The following is a 22,312-nucleotide window of genomic DNA, read 5'->3' as shown; positions in this document are numbered from 1 at the left end:
TCCGGGCCCGGCGATCCCAGGGCAGTCCGCCCTCCGATCGCCGGGCCCTTCTGTTCGCCTTTTCCACCCCAGTGAAACGCCTTCTCTTTCTCGTTCTCTCGCTCGTCCTGCCCGCCTACTCCGCGCCGCCGCTTTCGCAAGGCCTGGCGCTTCATTTCGATGCGACCGACATCGATGCCTCAGCCAACTCCGGCCTCCTCGACGGTCAGGCGGTGGAAGCATGGAAGGACCTTTCAGGCCACGGCCACGACCTGACCGACACCCGGGGCACGCCGACCTACATCCAGCCCGGCCCCGGCTTCGGCGGCCTGCCGGTGGTGGCCTTCGAGCCCGCCGACTTCGATGGCGCCGACCACCTCCACGCCACCGCGGCTCCGATCCCCGCCTATCCATTTACGGTGTTTGCCGTCGTCCGGTCGGACACTGAACGCAACGCGGTCATCTTCTCGCTGGTCAGGGAGAGCGCCTTCAACCAGATGGCGGGCATTCGTTTCGTGAACGAGGGCACGGGCGGCCCGGGGCGGCTCAGTCTGTTCCGCCGGAACCCCACCTGGATCGAGACCCCGACCTCCACCGCTTTCAACGACAACGCCTTCCACGTGGTCACCGCCCGCTTCGTCCACCCCTCGCTGGCACGCCTCTACGTCGATGGCAACCTGCTCGCCACCTCCAACACCGAGGTCCCGCTTCCCGCCTTCGACCGCTTCGACCTGGGAAACAACGGCCGCAGCGGCGGCACCACTGATCCCTATCAGGGCCAGCTCGCCGAGGTGCTCGTGTATGCCGCCGATGTCTCCGGTGGCGACCGGCGCGCCACCGAGTCGTGGCTTTCCCAAAAGTGGATCACCGGCACCGCGGCCATCGCGGCCAGCCCGCAGGACGTTGACCTCGGCTCGGTGAGGCTCGGTGAAACCTCGGCGCGCACGGTTTCCATCACCCCCGTCGGGGCACCGGATGCCACCATCACCATTTCGTCGCTCCGCCTCGACCAACTCGGCGACTTCCGCCTGCGCGCCTTCGTGGGCGGCGCGGAGATCGATCCTGCCGATCCGGCGGCCTTTCCCTTCTCCCTTTCGAAAGCCGCCGGCGACGAGCTGCGGCTGGAGGCCTCGATCTCGCCCGTGGCCGGCCGCACCCGCTATGGGGGCAAAATCGTGCTCGAGAGCGATGCGGAGAACCAGCCCGAGCTGCCGATCACCCTTACCGCCGGCCTGCAGGACCGGCTCGGCGTGCCGGACTACGTCGGCCACCGTAGCGAGGGCAACGTGATCCACTTCGACCTCGCCCACGGTGCCGAAACGAGGATCACCCTCAACACCCCGGACATGGCGCGCATTCAGTATGCGCCCGACGGCCAGTTCCGCAGCGACGATTCCCCGGACCTTTTCATGGTGCGGAAATACGACTGGGATCCCGTGGAGCACACCGTGGTCGACCACGGCCCCTACATCGGCATCCACACGCCGGCCATGACCCTCCGCGCCTGCAAGAGCCCGTTCCGGCTGCAGATGTATGATGCCTCGAACACCTATCTCATCGTCAAGGATGCCGATCCCGAAGGCATGTGGTCGGAGCAGGACCAGCGCGGCGTGACGCGCGAGGAGAACGGCGGCGATCATGCCCGCTTCGGCTTCGGCAGCGGCGATCACGGCCACTCCAGCCCGCTCGACAAGCGCGCGGGCTACGACCAGTTCACGGTCACCCACGGCCGCACCTGCGTGCCCTTTTTCATGAGCACCGCCGGCTACGGCATCTTCCTGAACACGGTGTCGAAGGAAACCTCGTTCGACGCCGCGGGCGGCTTCCAGACCGCCGACCAGCTCGACTACTGGTACATGGCCGGCGGCTTCAAGAAGGTGCTGGGGCTTTACAGCGAGCTGACCGGACGCATGCGCCTGTTTCCGAAGTGGGCCTATGGCTTCATGCTATCGAAGTATGGCAACGACCACGCCACGCAGGCCGAGTTTTCCGAATGGATCCACCGTTTGCGGGATGAGGATTACCCGACCGATGTCTATGTCTTCGACTACGGCTGGCGCGGCTCGAAGTTCGCGCCGCACCGCTGGGATCCGGAGCGTTTCCCCGACCTGCCGGGGATGTTCGCGGAGGCCCGCGGGCTCGGCTTCCACGTCGGCCTCCACAACAACAAGGGCACGCCCGAGGCCGGCAACGGCGACTTCACCGACCCCGCCGTGGCGGACGCCTGGTGGCATGCCCACTGGGATGAGGTCATCGCGCCGGGTTATGGCGACTGGTTCTGGCCGGACGAGTTCGACGTCGCCGGCGACAACCTGATGGCCAACCGCGCCGCCAAGGTCGTCCACGAGCGCTGGCTCGAGGAAACGCCCGACCAGCGGCCGATGTTCATCACCCGCGGCGGCTATGCCAACCATCACTTCGCCGCCACCTGGTCGGGCGACATCCCGAACACCATCGAGGAAATGGGCCGCCAGATCACCGGCGCGCTGGCGCTCGGCATGTCCGGCTATCCGTGGTGCTCGAACGACCTCGGCGGCTTCTTCGCCAAGCCGAGCGACGAGCTCTACATCCGCTGGGTCGCCCAGTTCGGGGCCTTCAGCGGCCTCATGCGCGCCCACGGCCACGACGGCCGCGAGCCGTGGCTCTACAGCGCCCGCGCGCAGGAAAACCTGCGCCGCTACCTCAAGGTCCGCTACCGGCTTTTCCCCTATCTCTACACCACCGCCCGCCAGGGCGCGGAGGAGGGCATCCCGATGATGCGGGCGATGGCCCTGGAGCACCCGCAGCGGCCGGAGGCCTGGACGCACGAAAGCCAATACTACCTGGGCGACTGGCTGCTGGTCGCGCCGGCCCTCTCCACCGCGGACCCGGCCACCGTTTCCGTGTGGCTGCCGCCGGGAAAATGGCATGACTTCTTCGATCCCACAACGATCTACGAGGGAGATCGTACCATCGAGGTGGAGGCCACGCTCGACCAGATCCCGGTGTTCGTGAAGGAGGGTGCCATCCTGCCGTCCGGGCCGGCGATGGCCCACGCCGATGAAGCCCCGCTCGACCCCCTGACCCTCGATCTTTTCCCGGGACCTTCACCCACCCGCTACGATCTCTACGAGGACGATGGCCTTACGCGGAGATATCTTCTGGAAAAGGCCTGGTGCCTCACCCGCTTCACCGCCGAGTGGCCGGCCGACAACACGCTCCGCTTCGTCAAGGACGAGACCCGCTCGGAGAATCCGGCAGCTTACACGCCGCACCTGCCGCGGGCCACGGTGGTCCGGGCCCACGACTGGGATGCCCGCCCGCGCATGGTCATCCTCGGCCACGCCCTGGTCGCCGAGGCCGCCTCGGAGGAGGCACTCACCGGCATGGACGCCGGCTGGTTCTGGTCGGCCGCGGACCGGCAGCTGGTCGTGCGCTTCATCGATGACGGAAGGGCCGTCCGCCTCATCGCCAGCGACGAGTTGCTCGACAGCGATCAGGACGGACTCGACGACGTGCGCGAGGTCGAGCTCGGCACCGACCTTGATCGCGCCGACAGCGATCACGATGATCAGGACGACGCCATGGAGGTCTCCTTCGGCACCTCGCCTCTGGATCCCGCGTCACGGGTCAGGCTAACGGGCGAAGCCCTGGCCGACCCGCCGGGCTTCTTCGCCATCTACTGGCCCAGTGTTCCGGGAAACCTCTACCAGATCGAACGTTGGCGCGAGGACGACCGCGACTGGTCGATGGTGGCCGAGCTGACCGCCTCCGGAACGCTCAGCCATTTCCTCCACGCCATGGCCGGCCCCCGCCTCCTGCTCCGCGTCCGCGCGGATCTTCCATAAGAGAAACGCTCAACGGGGTAGGGTCGACCGCCCTCGGTCAACCGCGAATCGCCTGAAGAGATCTCTTTTCCCTCGCCCATGGCTGCGCCCGTGCAGCCCTGAAGAAGGAAGGAACAACGAAAGGGTCGAAATGGACGAAATGAAGAATGGGGCACTGCGAACATTACCCTAAAGTCGTCTGACCGATCTTCCCCGTCCGCGATCCGTTTTCCCAAGCGTCGGTTTCCGCCAAAGTCGATCGAGACATCGGAGCCGCGCAGGTCGCTCGCGGTCGACCGAGGGCGGTCGACCCTACCGTCTTCAAATTTCGTCCCTTTCGCCGATTTCGTTGTTCCCCGGTTCTCCACGCTGCCCCGGCTTTCCGTGATTTCCGTGCAGGTAGGGTCGACCGCCTTCGGTCCACCGCGAATCGCCTGAAGAGATCTCTTTTCCCTCACCCACGACTTCGCCCGCTCAGCCCTGAAGATGGAAGGAACAACGAAAGGGTCGAAATGAAGAATGAGGCACTGCGAACATCATCCTGAAGTCTGTGGATCAGTCTTCCCCGTCCGCGTTGCGTTTTCCCAAGCGTCGGGTCCGGCCGAATCCGATAGGAAAATCGGAGCCGCGGGGTCGCTCGCGGTCGACCGAGGGCGGTCGACCCTACCGTCTTCAAATTTCGTCCCTTTCGCCGATTTCGTTGTTCCCCGGTTCTCCACGCTGCCCCGGCTTTCCGTGATTTCCGTGACTTCCGTGGTTCCAATGGCGTTGGTCGGCGCGCATGGCGGTCGGCCGGTTTTGATAGGAACATCGGAGCCGCGCAGGTAGCTCGCGGTCGACCGAGGGCGGTCGACCCTACCGTCTTCAAATTTCGTCGCTTTCGCCGATTTCGTTGTTCCCCGGTTCTCCACGCTGCCCCGGCTTTCCGTGATTTCCGTGATTTCCGTGGTTCCAATGGCGTTGGTCGGCGCGCATGGCGGTCGGCCGGTTTTGATAGGAACATCGGAGCCGCGGGGTCACTCGGGGTCGACCGAGGGCGGTCGACCGAGGGCGGTCGACCCTACCGTCTCCAAATTTCGTCCCTTTCGCCGATTTCGTTGTTCCCGAATTCCCCCCACGCTGCCCGACTTTTCCGTGGTTCAAAAAAGGAACCGGCCGCTCCGGAGGAAAACCCATACCCCCAGAACGACCGGCCCGATCTCCCCGAGAATCAAATCCGGTAGAAGGTCTCCCAACCCTTGCGCGGCGGCACGCCGTCCAGCAGCTCGTTGGCCAGCTTGTGGTTGGTGATGCGCTTGCTTGCGGGATCGAACTCCAGCTTCGCATTGACCCGCTGGGCGATGATCCCGATCGCCATCGCCTGGCACAGCGGCCCGGCCACCGCGAAGTTCGAGCGGCACTTTTCCTCACCCATGGCGGACTTCAGGAAGTTCGCCGCGTGGTTCGAGGGGCTCTTCGGCACTTCGGGCAGGTGGGCGAGCACGTCCTCCGCGCGCTCGCCGCCGATGATCTCCAGCGTCGAGCCATGGCTGCCGCCCTTGAAGACCAGCCCGTCGCCGTAGATCACCTTGCCGGGCGGGTAGGCCTTGGTGTCGATCGTGCCCGCCGAGGGCGGCGGGATGTTCGGATCGACCACCGCGCTGCCGAAGTTCTCCGGCAGCGGCGGCAAATTACGGGTTCCATCGTACCAGGTCAGCTCCAGCGGCGGCTGCGATCCGCGCTTCGGGAAACGGAAGGCCAGCGTCGAGGCCTGCGGAAAGATCAGCGGGTTGTAGCCCTCCAGCGTCGGCTCCACCTCCACCGGCAGCCCGAGATCCAGGAACTGGTGCGCGGTGTCGAAAATGTGCGCCCCCCAGTCGCCGAGCGCTCCGTTGCCGAAGTCGAACCATGAACGCCACTCGCCGTTCATGTAGCCGTGGTTGTAGGCGTGGTTGCGGGCCGTCGCCAGCCAGGTGTCCCAGTCGAGCGATTCCGGCACCTCCTCCTTGGGGAAATAATCGTCCACCTTCATCCCGTGCCAGCGCCGCGGGTTGTTCATGAAGGCGGTGATGCGGTCGACCTCGCGGATGATGCCTTCATCGACCCAGGTCTTGAACTGGAAGTAGTTCGCCTCCGAGTGGCCCTGGTTGCCCATCTGGCAGGCCACGCCGTATTTCTTTTCCGCGGCCATCATCAGCTCGATCTGGCGGAAGCTGTGGGCCATCGGCTTCTCCACGTAGATGTGCTTGCGCTGCGACATCGCCAGCATCGCCACCGGAAAGTGCGAGAAGTCCGGCGTGGCAATGCACACCGCGTCGAAATCCCGGCCCATCTTGTCGAACAGCTTCCGGAAATCCTGGAAGCGCGGCACCTTCGGGAACTGCTTCAGGATGTCCTGCGTGTGCGGCGCGCCCATGTCGGTGTCGCACAGGGCCACGATCTCGGCGAGTCCGGTGCGGTGCAGGTCGCGGATCACGTCGCGCCCGCGGTTGCCGATGCCGACGCAGGCGAGCTTTACCTTGTCCCGTCGGGTGCCCGCGCCGAGCAGCAGGTTCGGCGCGCAGCCGATGGCGCCGGCGACCAGCGCGCCCTTGAGGAAATGGCGACGGTCGATGCCCGACGAGCCGCGCTTTTCAAAAACGGAGGAGTTCATGGGTGGATGGGTAGGCTTTGGAAAAAATGCCGGCTCACTTCGTCTTCGGCGTCCGGATCATGATATTGCGGAAGGACACCTTGTTGCCGTGGTCCTGCAGCAGGATGTGGCCATCCTGCCACTCGCCGAACTGCGGGATGTCCTTGTACTTGCTCATCTTCACCAGCTTGCGGAACGCGGCGGAGTTCCGGTCGTAGTCGACCACCTTCTCGCCATTGAGCCAGTGCTCGACGTGGCCGTCCTTCGCCACCACGCGGGCCGTGTTCCACTCGCCCACCGGGTTCACCTTCTTGTCGGCGTCGGCCGGGATCAGGTCGTAGAGCGAGGAAATGGTGCGGTTGCCGTTCCTTCCCAGCTTGGCGTCCGGGTGGCGGGCATCGTCCAGGATCTGGAATTCCAGCCCGATCGCCGAGCCCGTCTTCGCCGGCTTGCCCGTCACTTTGTCGATCGGCCCCAGATTGGGTTGCACGTAGTACTTGATGCCGCTGTTCGCGCCCTCGGTGATGCGGAAGTCCACCTGCAGCTCGAAGTCCTTGAAGCGCTCGCGGGTGATGATGTCGCCGCCACCGCCCGACTCGCCACCGCCGCTGGGCAGCACGGTCAGGATGCCATCCTTCATCTCCCAGCCCTTGGCGGGAAACTGGTCGCTCTTCGCCGACCTCCAGCCTTCCGAGGTCCGGCCATCCCACAACAAGCGCCAGCCATCGGCCTTCTGCCGGAGAGTCAGGGTATTGGGCGCGGGGTCGGCGCCGAGGACGGGCAACAAGCCAAAAAGAAGTCCGGAAATCAGGATCAGGTGGGTTTTCATGAGGGTCGGAAGGCGGAATCAATGGCCTCCACCCCTGATGGCGTCTTTCCCCCCACCAACCCGACAGCCTCCGTCGCCTCCTTCTGTCATGCACGGCGGCGGCGAACACGGGCCACGCGGAAACACGCGACCCGCACAAAAGCACCGGGAACCCCGAAACGATCGAAAATGTCAGCATAAGATGGAAAAGCCTCTTCAAATTTCGTCCCTTTCGCCGATTTCGTTGTTCCCCCATTCCCTCCACGCTGCCCCGGTTTTCCGTGACTTCCGTGACTTCCGTGGTTCCGATTGCGTTGGTCGGAGCGCATGTCGGTCGGCCGATTTCCCATGATCCGCCTGATAGGAACATCGGAGCCGCGCCGGTAGCTCGCGGTCGACCGAGGGCGGTCGACCCTACCATCTTCAAATTTCGCCCCTTTCGCCGATTTCGTTGTTCCCCCATTCCCTCCACGCTGCCGCGGTTTGTCTGTGATTCCCGTGCAGGTAGGGTCAACTGCCCTCGGTCGTCCGCGAACCGCCTGAAGACCCCTCTCCCCCCTCACCCACGGCTTCGCCCGTACAGCCCTTCAATCGGACTCGATGACTTCGATCTCATTCAAAGCTTTGGCCAATGCGGCCTCAGCGTCTGCGAATTCCTGTTGGGCGGCATCGAGATCGACCTGGGGCACGATCCCCGCATCAAAGTGAGCTTGGATCCTTTCCAGACGCTCCCTGGCAAAACGCACCTTGATGCAGGCGATGGCGGGCGCGGGGCTTCCTTCCTCCCTCGCCCGGAGCAGCGCCACTTCCTCTTCCACTTTGAGAAGTTCGGACTTCGAGATCATGTTGGCAGCCGCCATTTTCCTGACGTCGTCCAATCGCGCCGCCGCTCTTTTCAGCGCAGGGGAGGCAGACTTCGGTAGGGCCTCTTTTCCGGGTACGGTCTCTTTTCCGGGTACGACTTCGGTTTTCCTTTCCCGCTGGGGGGCGCGGAAGGTGAGCTTGACGGAGCCGGGATTGCCCACGAACTCCGCCACCCTCCAGAGATAGGTCACACCCGAGTAGCTGTGGAAAAGGAAGGCCGCCGACGCGTTCACACGGTGGGTGATGAAGCCCCACGCGCCCGGCGTGGCGGAGCGATGCATCATCCCCTTCAGGTCCTTCAAGTCGATGCTCTTCTTCTCCCAAACATCTTCATGAACCTTGATCATTCGGGTCCCTGCCTTGGGTTTGGCGAAATGGATCAGCTCCCAGCCCTGGCCGCGGCCCCGGCTCAGGATGAGAGTCTCCGGGTTCTGCATCATCCACTGCTTCAGTTTGTCATCCGGCCAATCTTCCAGCCCGTCCGGTGCGGCAACGAATTCCATGGTCTGCAGACTCAGGAAGCGGTGGGGCGAGTCACCCTCGATCGCAGAGAGGACAAGGTTTTTCTCGACGCTGAAGTCCAGACGGCCAGGAGGTTCATCCAGAGATGAGGTGAAGCCGGGGTCGCGGGAGTCCCTGCCCGGGGCTTCAACGTCTCCGTGATCCTTTTTCCTCTCACTCGCCGCGTAGCTGAGGATCTTGTCGAAAACCCGCCGTGCCTCGCGATACCATGCTTCATCTTTCTTCAACACATCTTCGCGCTCTCTTCCATTCAGGGATTCCACGCCGTGGGACGTGACCACCAGGTCCTGCTTGTCGGAAAAAAGCGGATGCCATGAACGAATCCGCATCGTCTCGTTGCCATCGGTCAGCTCGATGGACACGAAACCGGCGTCGGGGCCAAACAGATCGCGCCGGTTTTCCGGGAAGGCTCTTTTCGCCTCCTGATACAAGGCACGGATTTCACTCCGCTCGACGTCGCCATCGGCGCGGATGGATGCGATGTCCTTCGATTCTCCGCGGGAGGATTTTTCGACGATGGAAATCGAAGGATCTCCTGCAAACAAAGATGCCACGGAAGCGGCCAGGATGGTGACGGACAAGATGCTCGTTTTCATGGGATATAGGTGGTGGGGATCGGGTTCGTGCTCGGCACGGGGTTCGATTGAGGGAGGTCAATTGTGACTGGAAGTTTGCTCCATTTCGGCCTCTGCGTTTCTGAGATCGCGTCGGGCGGCGTCGAGCTCGGCTTGGGAAATGACTCCGGCATCGAAGCGGGCCTGCTTCATCTCCAGTCGCTCCCGCGCGAACCGGACCTTGATCCGGGCGATGGCGGACGCCGGTCTTCCTTCCTCGCGTGCCCGAAGCAGCGCCTCTTTCTCTTCCGCGATGAGGAGATCAAGAGTCGGCGCCAACCCCGCCTCGACTCTTTTCCGAACAAGCGCCGTCTCCGCTTTGGCGCTTTCGAGTCCGGTGGCTCCAAGGTCCTTGGTTGCGGCACCAGGCTGGGTTTCCGCGATTTTCACGAGGACTTTCGCAGCGCGCGGACTTTTTCTGAACTCCGTGATCTGAAGCAGCCCGGCGGTTCCGGCGGCGGTCCGGTAGAGGAAGGTCATGGGCAGCTCCGGGTCGCTGCCCAGCAGATAAGCGCGAAATCCACTGAGACTCTTCGAGGCCATCGGCGGGGAGTTCAGCAAGCGCGCAATTTCCCCGGCGTCGATCGCCTCCTGCCGCCAGAGCGTGTCGTCAACTTTGACAAGTTCGACGGCTTTCGACTCGATCGTGAACAACCCCCATTGGTCCCCGATGAGGTTCAGCATGAGATCCGTATCGCTCTCGGTGACCCATTGCTTCTGTTCCTGATCGGATTTTTTCGAGAAGCCCGCCGGCAGAGGCTCGAATTCGCCGGTGTTCAAATTCAGCAGTTGAAACTGGTCGCCCTTGTGGATGTCCACCAGCAAGAGTTGCTTTTCTGCGGAAAAGCGTATCCGGGCTTCGGTATTACCGGGTTCCGGGCGCGCATCCCCGCGCCCTGCCGGCGGCACGCTTACGGAAAACTTCAGCGCGCCCAGTTCTCCGCGGCCCTCAACCCGCCAGGTGTTGCCACCTTGAGGCTCCAACTCGAACGAGCCGTTCCAGGGATCGGAGAAAAGACCACCCTTCGACACCCGACCCAACCGACATTCGGCTTCTTCCAGATCGGGGGTGACGTAAACGGAGACCGATTCCGGCTCGTAACCCGCATCACGCATGCGGGCGGTGATCGCATCGCGGAGCGCCGCTTCCACCTCCACCGCCGTCGCGAACTTCGCCGGATCGGAGACCGCGGCTCTGACAGGATGATGCATCGTCCCGAACCGCCGGCGGAATTCACCACCTTGCGCAATCCAGAACCCAATGCCCACCCCCAGAGCCGCCACCAGCAGGCAGGCGGCGGTCCACGCCAAGAGACGCCTTCCCGTCACCCGGGATGACCCGGTGGAATCGCCCGCCTGCCTTGGCTCCCTCAGCATGCGGGTCGCGCCGAAGACCATCGCGAACGTGAGCCCGGAGACGAAGACGGCGAGGGCGGCGGTCAAGAACCCCGTCGCAAACAACAAGGCCGCGATGAGCGAACTTGCAAGGATCGCTCCCCCGACCGGCAGCATGACTTGCGGGGTGAAATCATCCCCGCCTTTCGCGGCGCCTCCGGCAGCCGCGCCGTTTTCGGGAGTGGCCGCGATCGTCTCGACGCTCGTCCGCATCTCGCGAACCTCCTGGTAGCGCCGCGCGGGCTCTCTCTCCAGGGCGCGCAGGACGACCTCGTCCAGGCGGACGTCGATCCCGATTTTTCCGGACGGAACCTCGATGGGCTGGCCGGGCAGCTCCCCCGTGAGCATTTCGTAAAAAACGACACCCAGGGCATACACATCGGCTCGATGATCGACGTCGCTGGGATGCTCCTTTTGCTCGGGAGCCATGTAGGAAGGCGTGCCGATGACCTTACCCACCTCCGTCTGGCCGGGATCCTGCACCCCCGGCGGCGCGGCGGGGACCTCGCCGCTTTCTCCGGTCACGATCCTCACCACGCCGAAGTCCGCGATTTTCACGCCGCCCTTGCTGGCGATAAGGATGTTCTCCGGCTTGATGTCGCGATGGACGATCCCGTGGTCGTGGGCGAATTGCAGCGCGTCACATACCTGCGCCACGATGGCCAGCGCCTCCCGTGGCGGAAGCCCGCCGTTTTTCAGCAACTGCCTCAAGGTCGCGCCCTCGACGTATTCCATCAGGAAATAGAACTGCCCGCCGCTTTCTCCGAACTCGAAGAGCGTGACGATGTTGGGGTGTTGGAGCTTCGCCAGTGCCCGTGCCTCGCGTTCGAAGCGGCTGGAAAAGGAAGGGTCGTCGCCCAGACCCGGGGGCAATATCTTCAATGCCACCAGCCGGTCCAACCTCCGCTGGCGGGCCTTGTAAACCGCCCCCATGCCGCCACGGCCGAGGAGTTCGAGAATTTCCAAATCCGGGAACCCTGGGGCGAGTTCCTCCGGCGGAGGTGGGACGAAGGATCCTGCCCCACCGATTTCCGGCGAGGCGGAGAATCCCGCAGCGAGCAGGCATTCCGGGCACAGGCCCATCAGCGAGCCGGCGATCAGCGATCGCCCACACTTCGGGCACGTGGATGTAGATTCATGGATCATGGTTTTCGAGGTTCCCTCGTAAGTTTGAAAGACTTGGGTATAATACGGTTAGACACGGTCATGGTGCGGCTTCCTCTTTCCGGATCCTTCTCCATCTCCGATCCAGAAGAATCATGCCTCCGGATAAAACCAGCACATACGATGGAAAAACCATCGGCCGTGCTTGTGGAAACAGAATCAAGATGGCCAGAAACGAGCCGACGAAAACGAAGGTTGCGGTGCTCGTTCGAATCACGAATCGCCGCTCGCGCGCACTCCGTGCCCGACGATAGCTGAAATAGGTGCCGATCAAGCCTCCAGCCACTCCGAGGACTGAACCTGTGATACCGGCGATCAGGTCACTGCTCATCTCCTTGCCTTTCGATTCGTGCGGGTTCGATGCCTGACAAGTTCATGGTTCCGCGGCAATACTCGCCTCGGCGGCTTCCGCCACCGCGGACATCGGACGCCCCATGTGGTCGATGGCATCCTTGTATCTTCCCTTCAACTCCGCCAGCAGCGCGAGCGCCCGGTCCTTGTCGCCATTTTCCCACAGGGTCATGGCCAGCACGTAGCGCCCGTATCCGCCGACCTGGCAGCCATCGAGGTAAAAGCAATCGCTGAACTCCTCCACCGCGCGGGTGAGGTATTCCACGCGTTCCTTCCCCTTGCTCATCTGTCCCATGTAGAGCAGGGAACAGCCGGTCCGGTTGGCATCGTGATACTTTTCCAGAAGCTTCTTGAGGCTTTCCCGGGCTTCGTCGGAACGCCACTTTTTGTTGGCGATCTGATAGAGGCTTTCGATTTCGGCCAGCTCCTCCGGCTTGTATCGGCGCCGGTCTTCCGCGGCACGCTTTCGAGCACTCATTTTGTTCTGCTCACGGAGGCGTTCCCTGGCTTTTTCCCCGGCTTCCCTGCTTTCCAGCTCGGACAGACGCTTTTCGAGTGCGGCGATGCGCTCGCGCATGGCGGCAGCCTCGTCCTGCGCCCTGAGCTGGAAGACCCCTGCGGTGGAAGCCAGGACCAGGGCGGCGGCAAGGGTGGACGTCGAGCTGGAAGGGAGTATCGATGGATTCGTTTTCATAGCGGTGATGGGCTGGAAGGATCGGATTCAAACGAGAAGGGAACGGCGGACGGACTGGAATGGTGAGCGGCCAGGCGGGAGGCGTGACGGGGCTCCGCAAGCGTCCCGGAATGACCTTCTTTCCCGCCTCCCGTGATTCGAGGAAAGGCAGGCGCGGCGCCTGTTTCCCCGGGAGAATGCGTTGGGTGGTCGCTCCATTCGTCGTCGGTCATGGTTGCCCTCTACTTTCTTCAGAGGAACCGGACCGGAAACGTTACCAAAAAATCATGGCGCCAGGCTTCGGCGCAGCTCCCGCAGCTCGTCGGCGACGTCTGCCGGGTCATCCAAGGTCTGCGCGATCTCCTCGTGCAGGATCGCGCGGTAGCGTTTGCGCAACCGGTGCGCCGCCACGCGGACCGCCTCTTCACTCGATCCCAGCCGCCCGGCCACCACGGCATAGGGCTCCGCCCCTTCGTCACCCGCAATGACGAAGCGCAAAGCATCGAAGAGCATCCCCCGTCCGGAGGCATGATATTCCGCGCTCAGCCGCTCGACCACGGTTTCGAGCAGGGTCAGCGCCCATTGCCGCGCGAAGAGCCGCTCGGGCGATATGCCCTCGGTCGGCTCGTGCCTGAGCTTCTGCTCCGCGGCCTCGGCATCCAGGGTGACGTTCAGCCTCTCATCCCGGCAGGCCGCCCACTGTTTGTCCCTCTCATCGGAAAGATAGTGCTTCATCGAAGCGAGGAGAAACGCCCGGAACCTTCCGCGCTCGCTTTGCAGGCCTTCGAGGGAACGCAGACGCAGCAGCCGCGCGAAAAATCCCTGCGTCAAATCCTCGGCATCGTGCGGACGATGTCCCCGCCTCCGGACATAGCCGTAAAGCGGCAGCCAATACGTTCTGCACAGCTCCTCGAGCGCCCGGCGGGAGGCCGTGCCATCCGCTCCCCCCGCCGCCCGCACCAGCGTCCAGCGGGTGGGCACGAACAAGGTGGATGACGTCTCCTTCTGCATGGAAGAGCCCGGGGTGGAATTCGGAACGCCGCAACCTGATGGGCGACACCAGACTGAAAAACTCGCGAAGCCTTGTCGACCATTGTTTCCACCGATGCCGGGACTGCGCCGGTCCGTGGTCCGTGGTCCGTGGTCCGTGGTCCGTGGTCCGTGGTCCGTGGTCCGTGGTCCGTGGTCCGTGGCGCTTGGCGCTTGGCGCTTGGTGCTTGGTGCTTGGTGCTTGGTGCTTGGTGCTTGGTGCTTGGTCGAACTTGGAGTGAGAGATCACACTTCAAGGGCTTCTTTGTCTTCGGACCAAGGACATTGGACCACCGACCACGGACGGGCGGCAGCCCCCGCACGCCGCCACCATCCGCACGTAGTTCCGCCTTCAGGCGGCCGCGGAGCCAGAGCAAGCTTCAGGTCCGTTGTCGGCGGCCTGCGGCCCGTCCGTGGTCCCTTGTCAGACGAGATCCCCGACCACCGCGGAAGAAGGGGGGAACAACGAAAGAGTCGAAAGGGACGAAATCTGAAGATGGGTCCGTGGTCCTTGGTGCTTGGTGCTTGGTGCTTGGTGCTTGGTGCTTGGTGCTTGGTCGAACTTGGAGTGAGAGATCACACTTCAAGGGCTTCTTTGTCTTCGGACCAAGGACATTGGACCACCGACCAAGGACGGGCGGCAGCCCCCGCACCCCGCCACCATCCGCACGTAGTTCCGCCTTCAGGCGGCCGCGGAGCCAGAGCAAGCTCCAGGTCCGTTGTCGGCGGCCTGCGGCCCGTCCGTAGTCCCTTGTCAGACGAGATCCCCGACCACCGCGGAAGAAGGGGGGAACAACGAAAGAGTCGAAAGGGACGAAATTTGAAGATGGGTGCTTGGTCGAACTTGGAGCGAGAGATCACATCTCAAGTGCTTCTTTGTCTTCGGACCAAGGACATTGGACCACCGACCACGGACGGGCGGCAGCCCCCGCACCCCGCCACCATCCGCACGTAGTTCCGCCTTCAGGCGGCCGCGGAGCCAGAGCAAGCTCCAGGTCCGTTGTCGGCGGCCTGCGGCCCGTCCGAGGTCCCTTGTCAGAAGAGATCGGGTCATCCGGGGCTTTGACCAATCGAACCAAGCCCAACCCCGGCCACCGCCCAACGGCAGAACCACGGAACCCACCGAAAACACGGAAGGTCCCGACCACCGCGGAAGAAGGGGGGAACAACGAAAGAGTCGAAAGGGACGAAATTTGAAGATGGGTGCTTGGTCGAACTTGGAGCGAGAGATCACATCTCAAGTGCTTCTTTGTCTTCGGACCAAGGACATTGGACCACCGACCACGGACGGGCGGCAGCCCCCGCACCCCGCCACCATCCGCACGTAGTTCCGCCTTCAGGCGGCCGCGGAGCCAGAGCAAGCTCCAGGTCCGTTGTCGGCGGCCTGCGGCCCGTCCGAGGTCCCTTGTCAGAAGAGATCAAGTCATCCGGGGCTTTGACCAATCGAACCAAGCCCAACCCCGGCCACCGCCCAACGGCGGAACCACGGAACCACGGAACCCACCGAATACACGGAAGGTCCCGACCACCGCGGAAGAAGGGGGGAACAACGAAAGAGTCGAAAGGGACGAAATTTGAAGATGGGTCCGTTGTCCGTGGTCCGTGGTCCGTGGTCGAACTTGGGATGAGTGAACGCAGCCCAAGTGCCTTCCTCCTCCGACAAAGGACGATGGACCACGGACGGGCCGGGCCCTCACCAACCACGGCGTCACCCTTTCCCAATCCGCCTACATGCCGCCGCTCGAGCCCGCCCCGGCTTGATCCGCCCCGCCGCTGCTTCACCTGAAAACTTGAGCCTTGAAACTTCGTTTCGCTTTTCAGCTCTTCTCTTCCGTGCCCTCGCTCGCCGAGCTCGACCGCGTCCCGGCATCGGCCCCTCCACCCTCAAACGCATCCGCCCCTTCCTCCGTCCGCCGATGGCGGAAGAGGGTGGATCGTAGATGCTAGATTGTAGATTGTAGATCGCGGATGAAGGCAGCCGCAGGCTATGGAGCGCCGGCTTTCAACCGGCCGTCACGCTTCCGCTCACTTCCCAATTCCCGGACGCCCGGCGTTTCCGTGTTTCAGCCTTTCAGTTTTTACCACCATGGACCTCCCCGACGCCATCGCCCGCTGCCTCGCCAAACCCGGGGCCGAGGAAACCACCCCCTTCGGCCCCGAGGTCCTGGTCTTCAAAGTCGGCGGCAAGATGTTCGCCCTCACCGACCCTTCCGACTTCCCCCCACGCCTCAACCTCAAGTGCGATCCTGATCGCGCCATCGGCCTCCGCGACGAGTTCGACGCCGTCATCCCCGGCTACCACATGAACAAGAAGCACTGGAACACCGTCACCCTCGACGGGTCCATCGCCACCTCGCTCATCGCCGACTGGATCGACCACTCCTACGACCTCGTCGTCGCTTCTCTCCCGCAAGCCAAGCGGCCCTTCCTCCGCCCGCCGATGGCGGAAGAGGGTGGATCGTAGATGCTAGATTGTAGATCGCGGATGAAGGCAGCCGCAGGCTATGGAGCGCCGATCTCCAGATCGGCCCTCTCGCTCCCGCTCACTTCCCCATCCTCGGACAGCCCAGTGTTTCGGGGTTTCGGTGTTTCGGTGGTCCAGCTTCTTCTCTCCCTGCCTGATCTCCCCCGCCGCGGTTCCTCCTGAAAAACTTGAACCTGGAGTCTTGAAACTTAGCTTCTTCTCCGTGCCCTCGCTCGTGGCACGCCTCCAACGTTCGTAGTGCGGCCTTCAGGCCGTCGTGATGCCAGAATTGGCACTACTTACCGGATTTGACATCGCAACTGCCTGCGCACCGGTTAGTCTCCTTCAGCGTGATCTACCTCGACCACAACGCCACGGCGCCCGTTCTCTCCGAAGTGGTGGAGGCCATGTTGCCTTGGCTGCGCGAGAATTGGGGCAACCCGTCAAGTATCCACGCCCCCGGCCGGCTGGCGCGGCGGGCCATTGAGGATGCTCGTGGCAAGGTCGCGGCCTTAATCGATGCGGAACCCAATCAGGTGATCTTTACCAGCAGTGCCACCGAGGCCAACAACGCGGCTCTGCATTCGGCCGTTTTCCGCCAACCCGGCAAACGCCACGTCATCACCTCTGTCGTGGAGCATTCGGCGGTGCTGGCTTACTGCGACTACCTTGAGAAGCACCACGGAGTCAAGGTGACCCGGCTGCCGGTGGATTCCGAGGGAATGCTCGACCCGCATGACCTCCGCCAAGCGATCCGATCCGAGACGGCCGTCGTGTCGCTGATGTGGGCCAACAACGAAACCGGCGTCATTTGGCCGATCTCCGAGTTCGCTGCGATCTGCTCGGAGGCGGGCGTTCCGCTTCACACCGACACCGTTCAAGCCGTCGGAAAGATTCCCGTCTCGTTCCGCGACAGCTCCGTCGAGTTCCTTACTCTGAGCGGCCATAAGTTCGGTGCCCCGAAGGGGATCGGCGCCCTGATCGTTCGCGATCCCGATTCGTTCGTGCCACTTCTCTACGGAGGCAAACAAGAGGGCGCACTTCGCGGCGGGACGGAGAATGTGCCGCACATCGTTGCCTTGGGGAAAGCAGCGGAAATTGCAGCCAGTCGAGATCGAGCCACTTGGCGAAAAGTGGCAGATCTTCGCAATCGGTTCGAACGTACGATGCTGGAGGAAATCCGATGTTCCGAAATCCACGCTGCAAAGTCCCCTCGCCTCCCGAACACAAGCTGCCTCCACCTTCCCGGCCTCGATGGCGACTGTGCGGTAACCTACCTCGACCAGCAGGGAATCTGCGTCTCTTCAGGTTCAGCCTGTCTGGAAAGCGCGATCACCCCCTCCCACGTTCTCCAAGCGATGACGGGTTCCTACGAGATGGCCGACGAGTCGATCCGTGTCAGCCTCGGCCTCGAAACGACCGAGGACGACTTGCTCCAACTAGTGAAAGCGCTGCAGGCCTTCACCGTGCAGGTCCCCTAATCCGCCATCGTGGCGATCAGGTCCTCCATGCCGAAGTTCAGCAGAAACTCGGAATAGTAGCTGGAAAAGACGTCCTTGAGGTAATCCTGGAGATCCACCTCCTTCTCGCCCTGCTTCAGCTCGTACTTCTTGTTCTTGGTGATGCTGAACAGGAAGATCGTGTGGAAATACACTGAGGAAATGTACTTCTTCTCGGACAGCTCGGCCTGATCCGCGCCGATGTTACCCTGCCGGCTCTTGAAGTTCCGGAGCACCCGGCTGTCCATGTTGATGTAAACCCGCTCAAGGTTTCCATCCTCTCCCACCGAGGGGAACATTGGGACCTCCCAATCCATGTCGATTCCCACTGACTCGCCGAGCTTCTCCCAAGTGAGGGCATCGGGCGTCTCTTCGGGAGCGTGTTCATAGACGAGCGAGTAGTCCGGCAAGCCCATCGGCGGCTCTTCCTCCTCGTCCTCCTTTTTGACCTCCTTCGGCTTCTCGTTCGGCTTGGTGATCTTCACCCAGAACCGGCACTCGAAATCCTCGGGACCGCCGAGGGTGGCCGTGATCTCAAGTTCATCACCCACCTTCAGTTCGCTGGTCGCACCGAGTCCGATGCGGATGGTTCCGTCCTTCGGGCTACTCTTACGGATATCCAGCAGCTCTTCGGGCGAATCGACCATGCCGGGAAGTGTGCCGCCATCGGTTTCGTTGTTCCGATGCTGGAGGATGGAGACCTTCAGGTCGCCCGGGTCCTCGCTGCGATCGAAGTAGCTGTCCTCCACGTCCGTCGAAAACTGGATCGTCTTCTCGTCCCGCTCGGGAATGGTGAGGAACTGCTTTCCCTCTCCACTTTTGAGCTTGAAGAAAGACGGGTAGCGCTGGGGCTGGAAGGGCTCCTTGTGCTTCTTCTCCTTCAGCTTCTCCGGATTGTCGGGCTTTTTCTTCTCCTCGTCGTGCTGCTCGATCTTGAAGGTCTGGTTCAGGAGCCGCATCAAGTCCTTGTTGAAAGGCAGGTTCTTCGAGAACGCCTTCAGCAGGTCCTTCGCATCGCCGCCTTCGACCGAGATCGAGTTCTTGCGCTGCTTGTAGATCTCCGTCAGCCGGCTCTTGATCAGCACGTCCTTCAGCAGCTGACGCAACTCCGCGGTCTTCTCGCCGGACTTCAACCGGTCCCGCGACGCCATGAACAGCTCGGAGCGGAAATCGTAGTCCATCCCGGTGCAGTCCACGTGGATCAGCAGATGGTTCTTCAGCAACGGCATCTTGAGCGTCGTCGAAATGAACTGCCTTCCGAGGTGCCCGTGGACCTGCCCGTTGAGCGAAAAGAGGACGCACATTCCGTCCGGGAAAAACTCCCGGTCGATCGCGTCCCGCGTCTCCTTGACCGTCTTGCCATCGACCTTCGCCCTGAAGACGTAGCAGGTCGCCTTGAAACTCCCGACGCCCTTGTGGGCGAACTCATCGGTGAAATGCTCCTGAATGTAGCGGCTGTCGTCCTCCTCCAAGCGTCGCTTCAGGCCAAAGGTGTCACCCTCCAGCACCTTGTTATTCGGATACCGCTCGGGGCTGTCCTTCAGGTAGATCGGCAGCGCTGGCTCGAAGAGAAATTGGTTCAGCGACCTCCGGACCTCCTGCGGCAAGCCACCCCGGCTCCCGGCAGGAAGCTGGTAGTCGAAGAGCTTGATGATCGTCCCGGTCGTGAACTTCCGGTCACCCGCCAAGCCGAGATCCAGCTCGGTGATCGGGAAGCTCGGGATCTTGCCGTCGATCTTCAGATACTCATACCAAGTGTTCTTCTTGGTCTTCTTCTCCTCCGCGGAAAGTGGGTGCTTGCGGATGAGCGTGAATCCGAACTCACCAGTTCCATCGAAGCGCTTCGAGCCGATCAACTGGTAGCGATGCTCCCCGCAGAAGACGATCGCTCCCGTTCCCCCCATGTTGTATTTCCCCTGGACGAACGGGATCTCGTTCTTATTGCCTTGAAGAAGGGAGAGAAACGTCCGCTCGAAATCTCGGGGATGCTGGCCTTCCCCGTCGTCGTAGATGGTCAGGCAAGGCTTCGTCCGCGAACCCGCGGCAAGGATCTGGATGGACTGGGCCTGCTTGCGGCGGACACCGGTCAGATTCCAATTCTTGTGATCCGCCGGGAAGAAGGTCTCGATCGCCGAGTGCATCGAATCCGGAGCCTCCATACCCTTCGGATTGATACCCGCCTCCAAACAGCGCCTCATCAAAATGGCATCAATGGAGTTGGTCAGCTTCTCAATCAGCGCAGCAATCGGTGACGCCTGCTGGTTCTCAATGACGCCAAAGTTGTTCTCGTTACTTCCCAGCGGAAGCCAGGTGCCACTCAAACCCTCAAGAGCCCGATCCACTTCATCAGAAGATCTGGCAGATAAGAGCCAATCAAATAGCCGCTGGTTCATTTGCTCTTACATGACCGCTCCCCAAAAGAGCCTTAACCGTTTCGTAGAAATTGGCGTACACGCTCTCATCCGTGGCCATTCCTTCCCCAGATCCATTCTGAAAATACGCACACCACAAACCTTGGTATCCGGCCGCTTTAGCCTTACTCACCAGGTTTTCATAGTTTGACTGAGAGCAGCACTCCCCAAACAGCAGGACCTTCCTTACGCCGTACTTCGCAAGCTGCCCCGGGTAGTCGTCATCTACACTTGCCACACGAGATTTGCAGCTGACGACCGCCAGCACGCTAGACGCATCGACAAACTTAAAATCCATCATCGGATTCTTTCCACCGTCACCATTCCAATGAGCGACATGCCCCTTGTGGATAATTATATCGCATTCAGGCGAACAGCTCTTCCCGTTACTGTCAATCACATGACCCCAACTGGCTTCCCAGTGTGATCCAGACACCCAATCTCTCAGGCAGTAAGTCAAAAGAGCTGCAATCCGGAGTCCCTTGACGAAGGCGAGGATGTCTCCTTCATACTTTCCATCCGCTTTCTTCGTTAAAGGGGGATAATTCTCGCGAAGCATGTATAGCTCATTCGCCATCGAAGAGAGTCGCTGCGTTGCCAGTCCAAGTCGCAAATCCATAAATGTCGTTACTATAGATTTCCGGAAGCCACCATTTGGATGGTCTGCTCAAGAGTGAATCCCGAGCTCTTGGATAGGTCGAGAAGCCGATCTCGACCCGCCTTAGTTAGTGAAAGAGAGGCGATCGAACCGTCAACACCTATTCGGATTACATCAGCTGCATCCAGATGCTTGAGCAGCCTATTTTCGACACTTTGCGGGTCATCCCCCGATCTTAGAATGAACTCCGCCAGAAACTCGACCTGGGGTTTTGCCTCGACCACTTTTCTAAGTATTTCGTCCGCGCTACAGGTCTTACTTCGCTTTCGAAGCTCCCTAAAGTCCCTGACGTCTTTTGTTTGCAGCGAACCCGCCAATACCTCCCGCGAAAGGACTATCTGATCCTCTGAATCCAGCGTAGCAAGCTGCGCACACAAATCCACACTGTCCAAGTCCCGATTATCAAACAACGCTCTCACACTTGGGTGCAGATTCTCGACACTCAGGAACTGCCGAAGCATTGTCGGAGACAGCATGACTCTCTCACCAAGCTGAACAACGCCACCGAGAGCATCTGCAGACCGACGGATACAATCGGCGAGGTCAGGGATACTCAAAACTCGGTTCTTCCGTCGAGTATTACCAACAATCTTGGCAAGATCCTGATCTAAGGCGGCACCATTCATTGCGTCACCAAATACCCGTTCTCCGTTAACCATTCCTCAAGTGCTCTGCCAGCCAACTCCGAAGGATCCATCTCCAAACTATTCGCGGCCGTCATCAGGGAATCCTGCATGTGCCTATCCAAGGTAAGCATGATCTTCTGCTCAATATGTGGTTTGCTAGCTTCCTTGAAAATTTCATCCGCGGTGAGCCTTTCATCAGAAGAACCATACGTCACAAGACGCCTCTTCACATTGGCCGGAGGGCCATTCTGGATAATCAAATCGACCAACTTCTCGGCCTTTGCAATATCATCCTGAGCCGCCCTGAGAGCGCGCTTGACGTCCATGACCGAAATCTCTCCATCGATGATTTTCTTTTTAATCTCAGGAGAGGCTTTTGCCTCGATTTGCAGATGATCTCGAATCGTACGCATCGAGAGGCCAGTCCGCTTTCGCACCTCCTCCTCGGACCCAAGCTCCTTATACAATTCAGTGACAGCAATCTGTGTATCTGCGAAATTCAGATCCACTCGCTGAAGGTTCTCAACAAGGCTTCGGATAATGGCTTCCGTCCGGCTCAAAGGGCCAGTGAACACAGCCTTGATATCGCTCCTGCCAAGCTTCTGGTGGGCCAGAAAGCGCCGCTGCCCTGAGATCAGTTGGTAAGGAGGGTTGCCCAACACGCCCACCAAAACAACTGGCTGTAGGAGCCCGTGAATCGCGATGCTCGCAGCCAGTTCATCGAGGGCTACGGTCTGTTTTGAAATCCTAACATTGTCGCCACTCACTTCGATCTCAGCGAGAGGAATGTGATGGATTTCGCTAATCTCTGTAGGTTCGCTCATACGAGAATCTCAGG

14 protein-coding genes are annotated in these 22,312 nt (G+C 61.5%); 3 read left to right on the top strand and 11 right to left on the bottom strand.

What is annotated here, in order from left to right; all coding sequences use genetic code 11:
• Positions 1-71: 71 nt before the first annotated feature.
• Positions 72-3,806: a TIM-barrel domain-containing protein gene (locus tag ABXH26_RS03100; protein ID WP_353565569.1), complete on the top strand. Its 3,735-nt coding sequence runs from the start codon at positions 72-74 to the stop codon at positions 3,804-3,806.
• Between the two features lie 1,189 nt (positions 3,807-4,995).
• Here ABXH26_RS03100 and ABXH26_RS03095 read toward each other — a convergent pair.
• The 7 genes from ABXH26_RS03095 to ABXH26_RS03065 form a co-directional block, all read right to left on the bottom strand.
• Positions 4,996-6,417 carry a Gfo/Idh/MocA family oxidoreductase gene (locus ABXH26_RS03095; RefSeq protein ID WP_353565568.1) on the bottom strand — a complete coding sequence of 474 codons (1,422 nt, stop codon included), beginning with the start codon at positions 6,415-6,417 and terminating at the stop codon, positions 4,996-4,998.
• 34 nt (positions 6,418-6,451) lie between these two features.
• A complete protein-coding gene (locus ABXH26_RS03090; RefSeq protein WP_353565567.1) occupies positions 6,452-7,225 on the bottom strand; it encodes a 3-keto-disaccharide hydrolase in 774 nt (257 codons plus the stop codon).
• A gap of 566 nt (positions 7,226-7,791) precedes the next feature.
• Positions 7,792-9,186 carry an HlyD family secretion protein gene (locus tag ABXH26_RS03085; RefSeq protein ID WP_353565566.1) on the bottom strand — a complete coding sequence of 465 codons (1,395 nt, stop codon included), beginning with the start codon at positions 9,184-9,186 and terminating at the stop codon, positions 7,792-7,794.
• Positions 9,187-9,243: 57 nt separating this feature from the next.
• Positions 9,244-11,745: a serine/threonine-protein kinase gene (locus tag ABXH26_RS03080; RefSeq protein WP_353565565.1), complete on the bottom strand. Its 2,502-nt coding sequence runs from the start codon at positions 11,743-11,745 to the stop codon at positions 9,244-9,246.
• Between the two features lie 58 nt (positions 11,746-11,803).
• Positions 11,804-12,094: a hypothetical protein gene (locus ABXH26_RS03075; RefSeq protein WP_353565564.1), complete on the bottom strand. Its 291-nt coding sequence runs from the start codon at positions 12,092-12,094 to the stop codon at positions 11,804-11,806.
• A gap of 42 nt (positions 12,095-12,136) precedes the next feature.
• Complete coding sequence (locus ABXH26_RS03070; protein ID WP_353565563.1) at positions 12,137-12,808, bottom strand: tetratricopeptide repeat protein; 672 nt, start codon at positions 12,806-12,808, stop codon at positions 12,137-12,139.
• 264 nt (positions 12,809-13,072) lie between these two features.
• Positions 13,073-13,768, bottom strand: coding sequence for an RNA polymerase sigma factor (locus ABXH26_RS03065; protein ID WP_353565562.1), 696 nt, complete (start codon positions 13,766-13,768; stop codon positions 13,073-13,075).
• A gap of 2,134 nt (positions 13,769-15,902) precedes the next feature.
• On the opposite strand from ABXH26_RS03065, the gene ABXH26_RS03060 reads away from it, so the two are divergent.
• Together ABXH26_RS03060 and ABXH26_RS03055 are read left to right on the top strand one after the other, a co-directional pair.
• Positions 15,903-16,280: an MmcQ/YjbR family DNA-binding protein gene (locus ABXH26_RS03060; RefSeq protein WP_353565561.1), complete on the top strand. Its 378-nt coding sequence runs from the start codon at positions 15,903-15,905 to the stop codon at positions 16,278-16,280.
• 350 nt (positions 16,281-16,630) lie between these two features.
• Positions 16,631-17,761 (top strand): cysteine desulfurase family protein, encoded by a 1,131-nt coding sequence (locus ABXH26_RS03055; protein ID WP_353565560.1) that lies wholly within the window; start codon positions 16,631-16,633, stop codon positions 17,759-17,761.
• On the opposite strand, the gene ABXH26_RS03050 is transcribed toward ABXH26_RS03055, so the two are convergent.
• From ABXH26_RS03050 to ABXH26_RS03035, 4 genes are all read right to left on the bottom strand, one after another.
• On the bottom strand, positions 17,758-19,977 hold the full coding sequence (locus ABXH26_RS03050; protein WP_353565559.1) for a hypothetical protein: 2,220 nt from the start codon (positions 19,975-19,977) through the stop codon (positions 17,758-17,760). The two genes, ABXH26_RS03055 and ABXH26_RS03050, sit on opposite strands and share 4 nt — an antisense overlap.
• 175 nt (positions 19,978-20,152) lie before the next feature.
• Complete coding sequence (locus ABXH26_RS03045) at positions 20,153-20,749, bottom strand: DUF6602 domain-containing protein (RefSeq protein ID WP_353565558.1); 597 nt, start codon at positions 20,747-20,749, stop codon at positions 20,153-20,155.
• Positions 20,750-20,820: 71 nt separating this feature from the next.
• Complete coding sequence (locus tag ABXH26_RS03040; RefSeq protein ID WP_353565557.1) at positions 20,821-21,474, bottom strand: hypothetical protein; 654 nt, start codon at positions 21,472-21,474, stop codon at positions 20,821-20,823.
• Positions 21,471-22,298 (bottom strand): ParB/RepB/Spo0J family partition protein, encoded by an 828-nt coding sequence (locus tag ABXH26_RS03035; protein ID WP_353565556.1) that lies wholly within the window; start codon positions 22,296-22,298, stop codon positions 21,471-21,473. Before ABXH26_RS03035 ends, ABXH26_RS03040 begins: the two co-directional genes overlap by 4 nt.
• Between the last annotated feature and the right edge of the window lie 14 nt (positions 22,299-22,312).

The organism is Haloferula sargassicola, from assembly GCF_040362925.1.
GTDB classification, from domain to species: Bacteria; Verrucomicrobiota; Verrucomicrobiia; order Verrucomicrobiales; family Akkermansiaceae; genus Haloferula; species Haloferula sargassicola.
The sequence above is the reverse complement of the archived record's forward strand: the minus strand, read 5'-3'. Positions and strand labels throughout refer to the sequence as shown.

Bases quoted from the DNA above. Each gene is read 5' to 3' on its own strand.
- ABXH26_RS03085 (WP_353565566.1), bottom strand. From the start codon at position 9,186: ATGAAAACGAGCATCTTGTCCGTCACCATCCTGGCCGCTTCCGTGGCA.
- ABXH26_RS03095 (WP_353565568.1), bottom strand. From the start codon at position 6,417: ATGAACTCCTCCGTTTTTGAAAAGCGCGGCTCGTCGGGCATCGACCGT.
- ABXH26_RS03080 (WP_353565565.1), bottom strand. From the start codon at position 11,745: ATGATCCATGAATCTACATCCACGTGCCCGAAGTGTGGGCGATCGCTG.
- ABXH26_RS03045 (WP_353565558.1), bottom strand. From the start codon at position 20,749: ATGCTTCGCGAGAATTATCCCCCTTTAACGAAGAAAGCGGATGGAAAG.
- ABXH26_RS03070 (WP_353565563.1), bottom strand. From the start codon at position 12,808: ATGAAAACGAATCCATCGATACTCCCTTCCAGCTCGACGTCCACCCTT.
- ABXH26_RS03075 (WP_353565564.1), bottom strand. From the start codon at position 12,094: ATGAGCAGTGACCTGATCGCCGGTATCACAGGTTCAGTCCTCGGAGTG.
- ABXH26_RS03040 (WP_353565557.1), bottom strand. From the start codon at position 21,474: ATGAATGGTGCCGCCTTAGATCAGGATCTTGCCAAGATTGTTGGTAAT.
- ABXH26_RS03050 (WP_353565559.1), bottom strand. From the start codon at position 19,977: ATGAGGCGCTGTTTGGAGGCGGGTATCAATCCGAAGGGTATGGAGGCT.
- ABXH26_RS03090 (WP_353565567.1), bottom strand. From the start codon at position 7,225: ATGAAAACCCACCTGATCCTGATTTCCGGACTTCTTTTTGGCTTGTTG.
- ABXH26_RS03035 (WP_353565556.1), bottom strand. From the start codon at position 22,298: ATGAGCGAACCTACAGAGATTAGCGAAATCCATCACATTCCTCTCGCT.
- ABXH26_RS03060 (WP_353565561.1), top strand. From the start codon at position 15,903: ATGGACCTCCCCGACGCCATCGCCCGCTGCCTCGCCAAACCCGGGGCC.